Genomic DNA, 13,531 nt, shown 5'->3' with positions numbered 1-13,531 from the left:
GCATTCGGGATCACCCGTGGTTTGAATGCTTCGGCGTGATCCGGGTCTTCGCGTCCTTGGTCTTGGTCCAGTCGGGAAGCTCGCCCGTCCATTCCCAGGCCTGGGTGCCTGGTGGGTTTTCGTACCAGCCGGGATCGGCGTAATCGCCCGCCGAGATGCCCTCGCGCACTTTGACGACCGAGAACATGCCGCCCATCTCGATGGGCCCGTGCGGACCCCAGCCGGTCATCATCGGGATGGTGTTTTCGGGGATTTCCATCTCCATCTCGCCCATGTCGGCCATGCCTTTGGTGCCCATCGGCATGTATTCCGGCTGGAGCTTCTTGATCTTCTCGGCGACCTTCGTCTTGTCGACGCCGATGAAGGTCGGGATGTCGTGCCCCATCGCGTTCATCGTGTGGTGCGACTTGTGGCAATGGATCGCCCAATCGCCAACGTATTTGGCATCGAACTCGTAGGCGCGCATCGCACCGACCGGGATGTCGATGCTGACCTCCGGCCAGCGCGCCTCCGGGCGCACCCAGCCGCCGTCGGTGCAGGTGACCTCGAAGTCGTAGCCGTGCATGTGAACCGGGTGGTTGGTCATGGTGAGATTGCCGACCCGGACGCGCACCCGGTCGTTCTTGGAAACGACGAGCGGGCTGATGTCCGGAAACACGCGGCTGTTCCAGCACCACATGTTGAAGTCGGTCATTTCCATGATCTTCGGCAGGTAGGAGCCGGGATCGATGTCATAGGCGTTGAGAAGGAAGACGAAGTCGCGGTCTACCGGCATGAACGTCGGGTCCTTGGGATGGACGACGAAGAAGCCCATCATGCCCATCGCCATCTGGACCATTTCGTCGGAATGCGGGTGGTACATGAAGGTGCCCGACTTCACGAGGTCGAACTCATAAACGAAGGTCTTGCCGACCGGGATGTGTGGCTGCGTCAGGCCTCCGACGCCATCCATGCCGGACGGCAGGATCATGCCGTGCCAGTGGATCGTCGTACGCTCCGGCAGCTTGTTGGTGACGAAGATGCGCACCCGGTCGCCTTCGACCGCCTCAATGGTAGGGCCCGGCGACTGCCCGTTATAGCCCCAGAGATAGGCGGTCATGCCTTCCGCCATCTCGCGCTCAACCGGCTCGGCGACGAGGTGGAACTCCTTGACACCGTTGTTCATCCGGTAGGGGAGCGTCCAGCCGTTGAGCGTGACGACGGGATTGTAGTCTGGCCCAGAAATCGGCTTGAGGGGCGGCTGCGTCTGCGCCGTCTCCATCACAGCCGCCTCCGGCAGCCCCATGTTGGAGGTCTTCGCCCAGGCGGCGGTCGACACCAGCGCGGCACTCGCGCCGAGTAACTGTCTTCTGTTGAACATCGTCTGTTCCTTTCTCAGTGGCCGCCACCGCCGCTTTCGGCGGCAGCCGCAACTTCCGTTCCCCCGGCGGCCGCACCCGCGCCGCCGCCGTAGATGGCGGGGGCGAGATTGGCCTCGGCCAGCCAGAAGTCGCGCTTGGCGTTGACGGCAAGCAGGTTCGCATTGACCTTCTCGCGGCTGTCGGCGAGCAGCTCGAAGGTGTTGGTGATCATGGCGTTGTAGGTGAGGAGAGATTCCTCCTCGATCTTGGTGCGCAGCGGCACGACGCTGTTGCGGTAGTGCCGAGCGATATCGTAGTTCGCGCGATAGGCCTGGTAAGCGGAGCGCGCTTCGGAACGGATGTTGACGGCCTTTTCCGCCAAAAGATTCGCCGCCCGCATATAGGCGAGTTCCGCCTTGCGCATCCGGGCCTTGCCGCTGTCAAAAATCGGGATGACGACCTCGAGTTCCGCCTGGCCGGTCGTCTCGGTCTTAACCTCGCCGTCCTCCTTCTCCCGTTCCGTCTCGAAGCCGGCGAGAAGCTCGAGGTCTGTGACGTAGCGGGTCGCTTCCGTCAGCTTGTAGGACTTGGCCGTTGCTTCCAGGTCGAGCTTTGCCATCTGCAGGTCGACGCGCCGCTGCAACGCTTCCGCCTCAATCAGATCACGCTTCATCAGACCCTTCGGCAGGGAGGGCAGACGGTTCGGAACCTGATAGTCGATGCCTGAGCCCCAGAGCCCCATCAGTCGCGTCAGCTCTTCCTTGGCGAGCCGCGCCTCCAGCCGCGCCTTTGACGTCTGTCCCGCCAACTCAGCGTAGAAGACGTGCTCGCGGGCCTGACCTTCTTTCGTCAGCGCGCCGCTCTTGCCGAGTTCCTGTGCAAGTTCGGAGGCCGCATCCGCCGCGGCCTGCGCCTGGTTAAGCTGGCCGACCGTTTCCCAGGCCGCGACGGCATTGATCCAGGCGCGACGGGTATCAGCGGCGAGCCGCAGTGTGCGCAGCGCCGCGTTCAACTGCGCCTGCCGGAAGCGGGTGTCTGCGATGGCAATGTTCCGGTCTCGCGTGGCGAGCGCCAGGATGTTGTTGGCGATCATGCCTTCGACGGTCTTGAACGCTTCGAGCCCCGGTGTGCCGATGCCCGTAAGCCCGACAGAGACGGTCGGATTGACGAGCATAGTGGACTGCCAGGCGTCGGCGGCCGAGTCGCCGAGGTCCGCATAGGCCGCCTGCAGACCCTTGTTGTTGAGAAGCGCCACCTGAACCGCCGTCTCGACATCGACCGTCTTCTTCGCCATCAGTGTCGTCACCCGGTCGGAGACGGCGCGGGCTTGCTCTTGGTTCTGCACCCAGACGGTCTGCTTGCCGGTGGCCTCGGCCATTTTCGCCTCGACAGAGGCGAACCCAGCATTGTTCGCCGCATACTCTTGGGTCGAGACACAGCCGCCGAGCATCAGCGGAAGGCCGAGCACTGCAGTCAGTTTCAAGTTGTTTCTGATCATGACGCGCCTCCCTCCGGAGACTGCGCGTCATTCTGGTCGCGCCACCGTTTGGGATCGACCGGGACACGGTGGGTGTAGCCCGAGACCGGGCTCGTATATCTGAGGGGGCGGACTCCTGCCTGGGAGGCGGCAAGATCGCCCGAAGCAATGATATCGGGAGGCAATGTGGCAGCGCATCCGCTGGCAAGCAGCGGCAGTGCGACCACGAAAAACAAAGGTCTCATGGTTATATCCGAATAGGAGATTGCAGCGGCGTTCGAGCAAATCACGCTCGCGAACGCACGGATTCGACCCGCAAACGGGTGTGCCCTACTCAGATATTCGGGGGGCGGTGCAGCGTCGGGAGTTTGCCTGTGGCCTGGGCGTCGTCGACGAACTCGCGGATGGAAGCAACGCGCGGACCGCCGACCGGGTTAGCGTCGGTTACAATGGCCATGCTGAAGCAGAAGCCTTGGCAGCAGTCGGTCTTCGCCAGCTTCTGGGCGTCGTCAGGGGAGGACTGGTCGTGATCGCCATGCAGATGGTCGCCACTCGCGACCTCGTGGTGCTGGTGGACGGATTGGGAGATTTCGAGATCGGGCCACGCCCCATGCGTTGCGGCGGAGGCGGTCGGCACGGAGTATCCCGCCAGTGACACGACAATCGCCAAGCGGATCAGAATCAGCATCTTCTGCAATGTGATTCGAAACATACCCATGCCTCACTGGACTAACATCGGTCCCGACGTTGTCAATTATCGGTTCGTATAGATGAACGACTCGCGCCTATCACACGGCATCGCAGCGGCCCGGTCGCGCCGTCGATGCCATGCTGACTATCGGTGTAAGGGTTCCAACGATGGTAAGGTCAAGCGGGAAAAATGGCCAATGGCCGGATTGGAGATTCTTGGCGGGTCGTGCCCTGCCGCCCGTCAATCAGCGGGATTTGCCCAGTCTCGCTCTAATCGCGTCCATTTGCTCGATTTCCCTGCGCTGCCCTTGGGAGATTTGATTGCACAGGTCGACCAGCTCCTCGTCCGCGAGATTTGCTTCACGACACATCAGAATCGCTCCCGAATGATGCGGGATCATAGAGGCGATGAACTGACGGTCGTCGATCAGAGCCTGCATGCGCGTTCCCGCAAACGCCACAACGAAGAGGGCAACGAGGCCGAGATAAAGGCCCACGTTCAGGCCCCTGTTCCTGTACATCCCGCTCATGGTCGCGAGCATGATGATGCCCATTGGAGCGACCATCGTCAGCGCCATGTAGAACGTGTTGAGGTTATTGCGGAAATCGGCCCAGCTGTCGATCATGGAGAACATCACGAAGTACATCACGACCAGACTGAGAACCATGTTGACGGCGAACATCAGGTACTGGTGGGCCGCCGTGTCATGGTGCTGCATCGGCTCCTTGCCCCGATCTTTCATGACGATCCTCCGCTTGCTGCAATCCTCGACAGCCGTAGCAACCGGGGGGAACGCTCGTTCGTTCCAAAAGGCTACCAGGTTTCTGACCTTGCAAGCCGGTATCTCTCTCTGATCGATTTGAAGAGCCCCGCCTACTCGCGGCTGTGAACTGTTACAGAAACGACAAGAAACTGACATTTGGCGTTCATGAAGCGCCGATATGGCAGGTGTCATACCGATGACCGGTCCCCCTAAAAAGGAACTGCTGCCAATGTTTCAGTTGAAGAATGTAACCCGCCGGTTCGGCACGAAAACAGCCGTCAGCTCGGTTACCTTCGACATCCCGCAGGGACAGATGGTCGGCATCATCGGCCGCTCGGGCGCCGGCAAGTCGACGCTGCTGCGCATGATCAACCGGCTGGTAGATCTTTCGTCCGGTTCGATCGAATTCGGCGGCACGGAAGTGTCCTCGCTCCGTGGTGCGGCGCTACGCAACTGGCAGCGCGACTGCGCCATGATCTTCCAGCAGTTCAACCTCGTGCCGCGTCTCGACGTGCTGACAAATGTCCTGCTCGGCCGTCTCAACCACCGTTCGACGGCTTTAAGCATCCTCAACATGTTCACGCGTGAAGAGCGGATCATGGCGATCGGGGCGCTCGAACGCCTTGGCATCGAGCAGACGGCGTTGCAGCCGGCAGGCACGCTTTCCGGCGGCCAGCAGCAGCGCGTTGCGATCGCCCGCGCCCTGATGCAGCAGCCGAAGGTGCTGCTTGCCGACGAGCCGATCGCTTCACTCGACCCGCTCAACGCCAAGATCGTCATGGATGCGCTGCGCGACATAAACGAGCGCGACGGCATCACCGTCATCACCAACCTGCACACACTCGACACCGCGCGGAACTACTGCGAGCGGATCATCGGCATGGCGCATGGGCGGGTCGTCTTCGACGGGCAACCGAAGGACCTGACCGCCTCGGCGGTCGCCGAGATCTACGGTGCGGACACCGCAATCGAGGAATCGATGACCTCGACAAGCATCAATATTCCCGCGGCAGCCCCGCAGGAACAAACGGCATCGGCCGGCTTCAAGCCGCTGGCACTGGCCGGCCTCTGAGGCACGCCAGGATCGAAGGCCCGCGTCAAGGGCACCCCTTTTGACCCATAGTGACCCGGCGCGGCCGGATAAACGGGAGATAAACATCATGTTGAAGAAAGCTCTTTTGGGCGCTGTTGCCCTCTTCGCCCTCGTCGGCCAGGCCCAGGCCGAAGACCTCAAGGAATTCCGCATCGGCATCCTCGGCGGCGAAAACGAAGCCGACCGCCTGCGCAACTTCCAGTGCCTGGTCGACAAGCTGCCAGCCGCGATCGGCGTTGAAAAGGTTTCGCTGTTCCCGGCCGCCGACTACGACGGCGTCATCCAGGGCCTGCTCGGCGGCACGCTCGACTATGCCGAACTCGGCGCTTCCGGCTATGCCAAGATCTACCTCGCCAAGGCAGACGCGGTCGAGCCGATCCTGACGACGGTTCAGACCGACGGTTCGACCGGCTATCATTCGATCATGGTCGCCCGCAAGGATTCGGGCATCACCAAGCTCGAAGACCTCAAGGGCAAGAAGCTCGGCTTCGCCGATCCCGACTCGACCTCGGGGTACCTCGTTCCGCTCGTCACGCTTCCGGAAGCCATTGGCGGGCCGGTCAAGGAATATTTCGGTGAAACCGGCTTCGGCGGCGGTCACGAGAACCTCGTCCTCGAAGTCGTGAAGGGCACCTTCGATGCCGGCACGACCTTCGGTTCGGGCGTCGGCGAATTCAAGGACGGCTACACCTCGGGCAACCTGCGCAAGATGGTCGACAAGGGCATCCTCGACATGAACGACCTCGTCGAGCTCTGGAAGTCGCCGCTGATCCCGAACGGCCCGATCGTCGTACGCACTTCGATGAACGACGACATGAAAGCGAAGTTCAAGCAGTTCATGATGGACCTGCCGAAGACCGACGCCGCCTGCTTCTCGGCGATCCAGGGTGGCGACTTCACGGGCTTCACCGAAGTCAACAGCGATTTCTACAAGCCGATCATCGACGCCCGCAAGGCAACGATCGGCGGCTGATCGCCAAGGCATTCAGATACACGCTGGCCATGTTGCAGCGCCGCACAGCGGCGCTGCAACGAGTTTGAGCTGCTGCATGATTTTATCCTTAGATCGAGTTCGACTTAGAAATCATGCAGTAGCGGCCAGCGTTTGATTGTCTGGAACTGCCACAAGCATCCACCTCAAGAGGCCGGCACACGCCGGAAACCCCATGGCCACTTCCGTGCTTTCCCGGCAGCTCAGCGAGAGCGGCGCTCTTGTGGAGCGTCACTGGCAGGAGCTCAATGCCCGCCGCCGCCTTTACACCTTCCTGGGTCTGGCATTACTCGCTCTGACGCTCTGCTCCTCGCTCTGGTTTGCGAACGGATCGAATGCCGGCAAGTTCTTCGACCGCCTCCCGCATATCTTCGATTTCGTCGGAGACTTGATGCCGCGCGATGCCATGGAGATCGTCCGTGCCATGTTCGACCTGCCCTCGCCCTATGACGACGGCAGCTTCAAGTACAACTATCCGGATGGCCGGCTTTATCTCACCGACAGCCTCTACATTCCCGAATACTTCCACAAGATGCTGGAAACGGTGAACATCGCCATCTTTTCGACGGTGCTCGGCGTCCTTTTCGGCTTCCCTCTCTGTTTTCTTGCCGCGCGCAATCTGATGCCCAATCCCTGGATCAGGGGCATTGTGCGCCGCTTCATGGAAGTCGTGCGTGCCTTCCCGGAGGTGGTTATCGCCGGCTTCTTCCTGGCCATCCTGTCGCTTGGCCCCATTCCGGCGATTGCGGCGGTGTCTATTCATACCATCGGCGCGCTTGGCAAATTGTTCTTCGAGGTCGTCGAGAATGCCGACATGAAGCCGGAGGAAGGCTTGCGCGCCGTCGGCGGCAATTGGATAGAGCGGGTCTGGTTCGGTATCGTCCCGCAGGTTCTTCCGAATTTCACCAGCTATTTCCTGCTCCGCCTCGAAATCAATGTGCGCGCCTCGACGATCATCGGCGCCGTCGGCGGCGGCGGTATCGGGGAGCTCCTGCGCCTGTCGATCGGCCAGGGCCACGAGGCGAAAACGCTCGCGATCGTGATGCTCCTGTTCACGACGATCTTTGCGGTCGACCAGGTCTCCGCATGGCTCCGCCGGCGCCTCGTTGGTGACCAGGCCTTTCAGCTTGCCCAATAGGAGTGCATCATGACCGCCTCGACCAAGCCTAGCACTCTTGAAATGGAAGCCATAGCGGCCCGCCATCCGCACCTGCTGCAGTCTTCTTCCGAAAAAAGGCTGAGGACTGCGCTGATCGGCGTCGGCGTGCTGCTCTACATGGCTTTCTGCTGGTGGTTCTTTTCGATCGGCCATGTGCTTGCCAACGCCAATTGGGGCATCGCCGGCACCTATCTCGCCGATTGGGTCACCTATGAGGTCCGACCGGAGATCGAGATTGCGGCCGATGGCACCATGACCGTCTCCTATCAGCGCAATTCGCCGCTCGGCTCGAATCCCGACCCCGATTGGGTCACCCTCGAGAAGAAGACCGTGACCCGGACGATCGAGGCGCCCGCCGCTGTTGAGGTGTCGAAGCCGAAGGCGAGTTCATCGTTCAGTTTCATGGCGCCGAATGCCGCGGTCGGCGGTACCCAAGCGGCGCAGGCGCAGGACCGGGTCGAGACCCGCAGCGAAGGGGTCGTAGCGCGCGCGCTCGTTACTTACGATCGCTCGACGCATATCGAAGTTGCCGATCGCGTGGTAAAGGCGACGCACGGTGGTGAGACGCTGACAATCACCGTCGACGGCGCCGATAAGGTGACGCCGCAGGGTCCCCTGCCCCGCTGGGCTACGCAGAAGCGGCCGGGAGAGAAGATCACGCTTTCCTTCGGCTTGACGGGCTGGGCCGAGGTCGAAGGCGACGAAGTCTCGGTCCGCAATCGTTTCTTTGGCTGGGCGAACTTCCTCTTCGACACCAACTCGCCGTTCTTCGGAAAGCCCTATGGCGAAGTGGCATCGCTGATTGTCTCCGGCGAGCGGATCGATCCGGCACGCTCCAACCTTTCGCTTGCCTGGAACAACATTCTCTACAATGCGGAGTGGCAGCATCTCGACGTCTGGACGAAGCTCCTGCAGACGATCGTCATGGCATTCGTCGGCACGCTGTTCGCATCGCTGATCGCCTTTCCCCTCTGCTTCCTCGCTGCACGCAACATCACGCCGAACCTTTTCGCCAACCAGCTCGTCAAGCGCTTCTTCGATTTCTTGCGGTCGGTGGACATGTTCATCTGGGCGCTTTTCTTCACGCGCGCCTTCGGACCCGGACCGCTCGCCGGTATTTCGGCTATCTTCGTCACGGATACCGGCACGCTCGGCAAGCTCTACTCCGAGGCGCTTGAAAACATTGACGACAAGCAGCGCGAAGGCGTGAAATCGGTCGGCGCCACCCCGCTTGCGGTGCAGCGCTTCGGCGTGCTGCCGCAGGTTCTGCCAGTCTTCGCAAGCCAGGCGCTCTATTTCTGGGAGTCGAACACGCGTTCGGCGACCATCATCGGCGCGGTCGGCGCCGGCGGCATCGGGCTCAAGCTGTGGGAGGCGATGCGGACCAACTCCGATTGGGAAAATGTCGCCTATATGGTGCTTTTGATCTTGATGGTTGTCTTCTTTTTCGACAGCATCTCAAACGCGTGCCGCTCGCGACTGATGGGGCGCAAGGCGCATTAGGTCTCGGGTCGTTTCAACCGGAGGTCCCCATCCCGCTCCGACCCGATTTGCGTTTATCACCGAAGTCATCATGATGTTGTCACGCAAATCGGCTAGCTGCGCATCGCACCCTGCGAACCATCGCCCCGCCTACGATGGGCAGTCGATACAGAAAGTGAGACTCGTGCGTTATGCAATCTACTTCGCGCCGCCGGCCGATGACCGGTTGACGCAGACCGCAGCCCGTTGGCTTGGCCGCGATGCCTTTATTGACGGAGCTTTGAGTTGGCCGGAAGTCCCCGGGCTCGGACACGACGATCAGATTGCGTTGACGGCAGATCCCCGGCGGTACGGCTTTCACGGAACGCTGAAGGCGCCGTTCGATCTCGCGCAAGGCAAGAGCGAAGCTGATCTGCTGGCGGCCTTCGACGAGTTTGCGGCGGAGATCGACCCCTTCGAAGTGCCGCGGATCGTGTTGCACGAGATCGGCCCCTTTTTCGCACTGGTCTCGGCCAAGGACTGTGCCCCCCTTCGGAATCTCGCGGAGCAGGCCGTCCGTCGTTTCGAGCCGTTCCGGGCGCCGCTGACGGATACCGATGTTGCTCGCCGCAATCCGGAAAGGCTTACGCAACGTCAACGGGAGTATCTTACGACATGGGGCTACCCTTACGTCTTCGAGGAATTCCAGTTCCATTTGACGCTGACGGGGCCGGTGCCCGTCGAGACGCGCTCCGTGATGCGCGAGACGCTCACCGCTGCGTTTGACGCGTTCATTGGCAAGCCGCTCGACGTCTCGACGGTCGCGCTCTTCGTAGAGCCCCATCGCGGCGCCCCCTTCACCGTCCATTCCTTATTGCCGCTTGGCGGCGCGTCCCAACGAAAGATCGCATGAGATGAGCAAAGAACAGGTTTTGAGCAACGCCCGCATCGTTCTCGAGGATAGAATAGTCAACGGTTCCGTCCTTATCCGCGACGGCCGGATCGCCGATATTTCGGAAGGTACGATGAGCACGGGCGAAGACTTCGAAGGCGACTACCTGCTGCCCGGCCTGATCGAGCTCCACACCGATCATCTGGAGGCACATTATTCTCCGCGCCCGGGCGTACGCTGGCTGAAGATCGCAGCGATCCAGGCCCATGACGCGCAGGTCGTCACGTCCGGCATCACTACGGTCTTCGATTGCCTGCGTCTGGGTTCGGACGAGGACGGCGGCTTCCAGAAGGGCGAGATGCGCAGCATGGCCGACGCCCTGGCGCAGGCCAAGACGGAAGGCCGCCTGCGCGCCGACCACCTCATCCATCTGCGCTGCGAGGTTTCGACCTCCGACGTCCTCGATCATTACGAGGATTTCCGAGAGGACCCGCAGGTTCGGCTCGTTTCGCTGATGGACCACGCGCCGGGACAGCGCCAATTCCAGACGATGGAGCAGTACACGCTCTACTACAAGACGAAGCGCGGCCTTTCGGACGAGGCTTTCGCCGAGTTCGTCGAGCGTCAACAGGCGCTTTCCGCCCGTTACGCCGCGCCTCATCGCACGGCGCTGGCGAAGGCCTGTGCCGCACGCGGCATTACCGTTGCAAGCCATGATGACGCGACGATCGAGCATGTCGAAGAGTCGATCGGTTACGGCATCCGGCTTGCGGAATTCCCGACGAGCTTCGAGGCGGCGGAAGCCTCCCATCGCGCGGGCTTGAGCGTCTTGATGGGTGCGCCGAATATCGTGCGCGGCAAATCGCATTCCGGCAACATCGCCGCCCGCGATCTCGCCGAGCGCGGCGTGCTCGACGTGCTTTCCTCCGACTATGTTCCCTTCAGCCTCATCCATGCGCCTTTCGTTCTGGCCGATGAGGTCGAGGCGATCGATCTTCCCCAGGCGATCGCGATGGTCACGGCCACACCGGCGCGCACCGTTGGTCTCGACGATCGCGGCCGGATCGCCGTTGGACTGCGCGCCGATATCGCGCGTGTTCATCGTCCACAGGGCATCCCGGTTGTTCGCTCCGTCTGGCGCGAAGGACGGCGTGTCGCATGACCGCTCCGAGAAACAACCGTGGGACGCTTGTCGTCGTCGTCGGTCCGAGCGGCGCCGGCAAGGACAGTGTCATGGGCTTTGCCGCCTGCCATTTCGCACAGCGCCCCGATGTCCTGTTCGTGCGCCGCGTGATCACGCGTCCGTCGGATGCCGGCGGCGAAGTGCATGAAAGCGTATCGGCCGTGGAGTTCGACGAGATGAAGCGAAACGGTGCCTTCGCCGTCTCGTGGCACGCGCATGGTCTGAGCTATGGCATCCCGAAGGACATCGCAGGCAAGGTCGCGAGTGGCATGACGGCAATCGTCAACGGCAGCCGCGCGGCCCTCCCCGCCATTCGCGCGGCGTTCGGCGACATCGCAGTCGCCGTCATCACGGCCGATGCGCCGATACTGGCCAAGCGGCTTGCCGAACGGGGACGCGAAAGCGAAGAGGATGTGCTGCGCCGGCTGGCGCGGCAGACACCCGATGTCATCACCGGCCCGGATGTGACGGTGATCGACAATAGCGGCCGGCTCGAGATCGCCGGAAGCCGTTTCGTCGCGCTCGTCGAGCGCTACTGCTCCGAGATTCCACATCCCGCGTGAGCAAAGGAGCGGCTGCGCGCGAGCAGCCTCTTCGCTCCGTCTGTTGGCCGGAAACGCCACCTGCTCCGGAACATCCGCGGGACCGCGCCGCCGAGATCAATGCCTCTGCGGAAATGGCCGTCACGGATCGCGTTGCACCAGCGCCTCCTCTGCGGCTTCTTCGATCTTCTTCACCATGGGAAGATTCACCGCGGCTGCGATGATAGAATCGAGCAGGCCGGGGAAGCGGCTATCGAGCTCGTCTCTCCGCAGCGTGATCAGCCGGCTGGTGCCGGAGACCTCGGTGCGGGTGATCCCCGCCTCGCGCAGCTTGGCCAGATGGTAGCTGATATTGGTCTTGGACCCGAAATTCGTGAAGTTCAGGCACATCGTCGGCTGCCCCTTGCGGCGGGCGAGATAGCCGACAATCGCCAGCCGTGTTGGGTCGCCCAGAGCGGCGAGCACGTTGGACAGAGTGATCTGATCGGCATTGGGATGGGGTAAGGTCATGGCTCGAAAGTAGCTGGCTGGTATCCTGGTTCGATGCGGCTTGCCCGCCGCTTACGGAGGGCTAGTAGAACGACTGCATATTGACATCGCAATCGATCAAGTTCAATAGTTCAATAAGTTTTGAACAAAGGATCCCCCCATGGACAAGCGCCTTATCTGGCTCGCTGTCGGCTCCTTCACCATGAGCACGGTCGGCTTCGTCTTTTCGAGCCTTTTGCCGTCGATTGCGGCGGACACGCACACGACCGTTCCGCATGCGGGTCACCTGATCACCGTGTTTTCGCTTTCCTATGCCATCGGCGCGCCGCTGGTTTCGGCACTGGCCGGGGCGGCTGACAGGCGGCGGCTGCTGGTCGCTGCAATGCTCGCCTTCGTGCTGGGCAACGGCATTGCCGCGACAAGCGTCTCCTTCACCACCCTCCTGCTTGCCCAGATCGTGATGGGAATGGCGAGTGGGCTGTTTGCTGCCACCGCCCAGGCGACAGCAGTTTCCCTGGCCGGGCCGGAGCACCGCGCGCTGGCGATCTCGATCGTGGTGGGCGGCACGACATTCGCGGTGGCGCTGGGTGCGCCTCTTGGCGCGCTGATCGCTACTGTCTGGGGCTGGCGCGGCACGTTCGGTGCGGTGGCACTGCTCGGGCTCGCCTGCGCCATTGTGCTATGGCTGCGCCTGCCGCGAGGCCTCAGCGGAACCAAGCTGACGCTTTCCGAGCGCCTTGCTGCCATTGGCCGTCCGGGCGTGGCATCGTCGCTGATGGTGACGTTTCTCTATCTCACCGGCGCCTTCGTGATCATCTCCTACCTCGCGCCGCTGGCGATCGACGGTGCGGGGCTTTCACCAATGTCGCTGCCTGGCCTGCTGCTCGCCTTCGGCGTCGGCGCTGTGATCGGCAATCTTTCCAGCGGCTATCTGGCCGACCAGATCGGCGCGACGCGCATGGTCGTGCTTTCGCTGATATCCGCGCTTATCGTGTCGCTGGTGATCGCCTTCGGACTGCATTTCCTCGCGCCCAACCTGGCCGGCCTGCTGCTCATCGGCATCATGTTGCCTTGGGGCATCATCGGCTGGGCATTCCCGCCGGCGCAGGCGAGCCGCATCGTCGGCTTCGCACCGGACGTGGCGCATCTGACGCTGTCGCTCAATGCCTCGGCGATCTATCTCGGCATTGCCGGCGGCACCGCGATCGGCGGGCGGGTGCTGGAAAACCTGGCCGCAGCCGACCTCGGCTTCTTTGCAGCGCTGTTTCCGGTCGCCGCGCTCGCCGTGCTCTATGTTGGGCTGCGCTCCTACCGGCGGCGTTTCGCCGCTACCCCGGCGGAATAGACCAGGAAAAGTTGCAGCGGTTTTCCGTCCGGTAATTGCGCAATTCGATGCTGGGTTCAACCCGGCATGAAGCTGGTGCCCAGAGTACGCGGGTGTCCGAGTCGA

At 62.1% G+C, this 13,531-nt stretch carries 14 protein-coding genes; 8 read left to right on the top strand and 6 right to left on the bottom strand.

The features are described from left to right. Positions 1 to 10: 10 nt before the first annotated feature. The 5 genes from QN224_RS27000 to QN224_RS26980 form a co-directional block, all read right to left on the bottom strand. Positions 11 to 1,360 carry a copper oxidase gene (locus QN224_RS27000; RefSeq protein WP_283979128.1) on the bottom strand — a complete coding sequence of 450 codons (1,350 nt, stop codon included), beginning with the start codon at positions 1,358 to 1,360 and terminating at the stop codon, positions 11 to 13. 14 nt (positions 1,361 to 1,374) lie between these two features. Continuing rightward, complete coding sequence (locus tag QN224_RS26995; protein WP_283979127.1) at positions 1,375 to 2,838, bottom strand: TolC family protein; 1,464 nt, start codon at positions 2,836 to 2,838, stop codon at positions 1,375 to 1,377. After that, a complete protein-coding gene (locus tag QN224_RS26990) occupies positions 2,835 to 3,062 on the bottom strand; it encodes a hypothetical protein (RefSeq protein ID WP_283979126.1) in 228 nt (75 codons plus the stop codon). The genes QN224_RS26995 and QN224_RS26990 overlap by 4 nt, the downstream gene beginning before the upstream one ends. Positions 3,063 to 3,151: 89 nt before the next feature. After that, positions 3,152 to 3,535, bottom strand: a complete 384-nt coding sequence (locus QN224_RS26985; protein ID WP_283979125.1) for a hypothetical protein — start codon at positions 3,533 to 3,535, stop codon at positions 3,152 to 3,154. A gap of 217 nt (positions 3,536 to 3,752) precedes the next feature. Continuing rightward, on the bottom strand, positions 3,753 to 4,250 hold the full coding sequence (locus QN224_RS26980; protein WP_283979124.1) for a DUF305 domain-containing protein: 498 nt from the start codon (positions 4,248 to 4,250) through the stop codon (positions 3,753 to 3,755). 250 nt (positions 4,251 to 4,500) lie between these two features. Between QN224_RS26980 and phnC the strand changes: the two genes are divergently transcribed. The 7 genes from phnC (at position 4,501) to phnN (ending at position 11,613) form a co-directional block, all read left to right on the top strand. Next, positions 4,501 to 5,343 (top strand): phosphonate ABC transporter ATP-binding protein, encoded by an 843-nt coding sequence (gene phnC / locus QN224_RS26975; protein ID WP_283979123.1) that lies wholly within the window; start codon positions 4,501 to 4,503, stop codon positions 5,341 to 5,343. Positions 5,344 to 5,431: 88 nt separating this feature from the next. Next, positions 5,432 to 6,337 carry a phosphonate ABC transporter substrate-binding protein gene (gene phnD, locus QN224_RS26970; RefSeq protein WP_173512387.1) on the top strand — a complete coding sequence of 302 codons (906 nt, stop codon included), beginning with the start codon at positions 5,432 to 5,434 and terminating at the stop codon, positions 6,335 to 6,337. A 193-nt stretch (positions 6,338 to 6,530) separates the two neighbouring features. After that, positions 6,531 to 7,493 (top strand): phosphonate ABC transporter, permease protein PhnE, encoded by a 963-nt coding sequence (gene phnE / locus QN224_RS26965; RefSeq protein WP_283979122.1) that lies wholly within the window; start codon positions 6,531 to 6,533, stop codon positions 7,491 to 7,493. A gap of 9 nt (positions 7,494 to 7,502) precedes the next feature. Next, entirely contained in the window at positions 7,503 to 9,017 is a 1,515-nt protein-coding gene (gene phnE / locus QN224_RS26960; protein ID WP_283979121.1) for a phosphonate ABC transporter, permease protein PhnE, read from the top strand. A gap of 163 nt (positions 9,018 to 9,180) precedes the next feature. Next, entirely contained in the window at positions 9,181 to 9,888 is a 708-nt protein-coding gene (locus QN224_RS26955; RefSeq protein ID WP_283979120.1) for a DUF1045 domain-containing protein, read from the top strand. Position 9,889: 1 nt separating this feature from the next. Then, on the top strand, positions 9,890 to 11,029 hold the full coding sequence (locus QN224_RS26950; RefSeq protein ID WP_269285685.1) for an alpha-D-ribose 1-methylphosphonate 5-triphosphate diphosphatase: 1,140 nt from the start codon (positions 9,890 to 9,892) through the stop codon (positions 11,027 to 11,029). Continuing rightward, positions 11,026 to 11,613, top strand: a complete 588-nt coding sequence (gene phnN, locus QN224_RS26945) for a phosphonate metabolism protein/1,5-bisphosphokinase (PRPP-forming) PhnN (RefSeq protein WP_283979119.1) — start codon at positions 11,026 to 11,028, stop codon at positions 11,611 to 11,613. Before QN224_RS26950 ends, phnN begins: the two co-directional genes overlap by 4 nt. 120 nt (positions 11,614 to 11,733) lie before the next feature. Here the strand turns inward: phnN and QN224_RS26940 are convergent, their stop codons facing one another. Further along, positions 11,734 to 12,102, bottom strand: a complete 369-nt coding sequence (locus QN224_RS26940; RefSeq protein WP_283979118.1) for a helix-turn-helix transcriptional regulator — start codon at positions 12,100 to 12,102, stop codon at positions 11,734 to 11,736. Between the two features lie 139 nt (positions 12,103 to 12,241). Between QN224_RS26940 and QN224_RS26935 the strand changes: the two genes are divergently transcribed. Next, positions 12,242 to 13,426, top strand: a complete 1,185-nt coding sequence (locus QN224_RS26935) for an MFS transporter (protein ID WP_283979117.1) — start codon at positions 12,242 to 12,244, stop codon at positions 13,424 to 13,426. The last annotated feature ends 105 nt before the right edge of the window (positions 13,427 to 13,531 follow it).

Origin of the sequence: Sinorhizobium sp. 7-81 (genome assembly GCF_030124405.1) — a bacterium.
Lineage (GTDB): Bacteria > Pseudomonadota > Alphaproteobacteria > Rhizobiales > Rhizobiaceae > Sinorhizobium > Sinorhizobium psoraleae.
The sequence above is the reverse complement of the archived record's forward strand: the minus strand, read 5'-3'. Positions and strand labels throughout refer to the sequence as shown.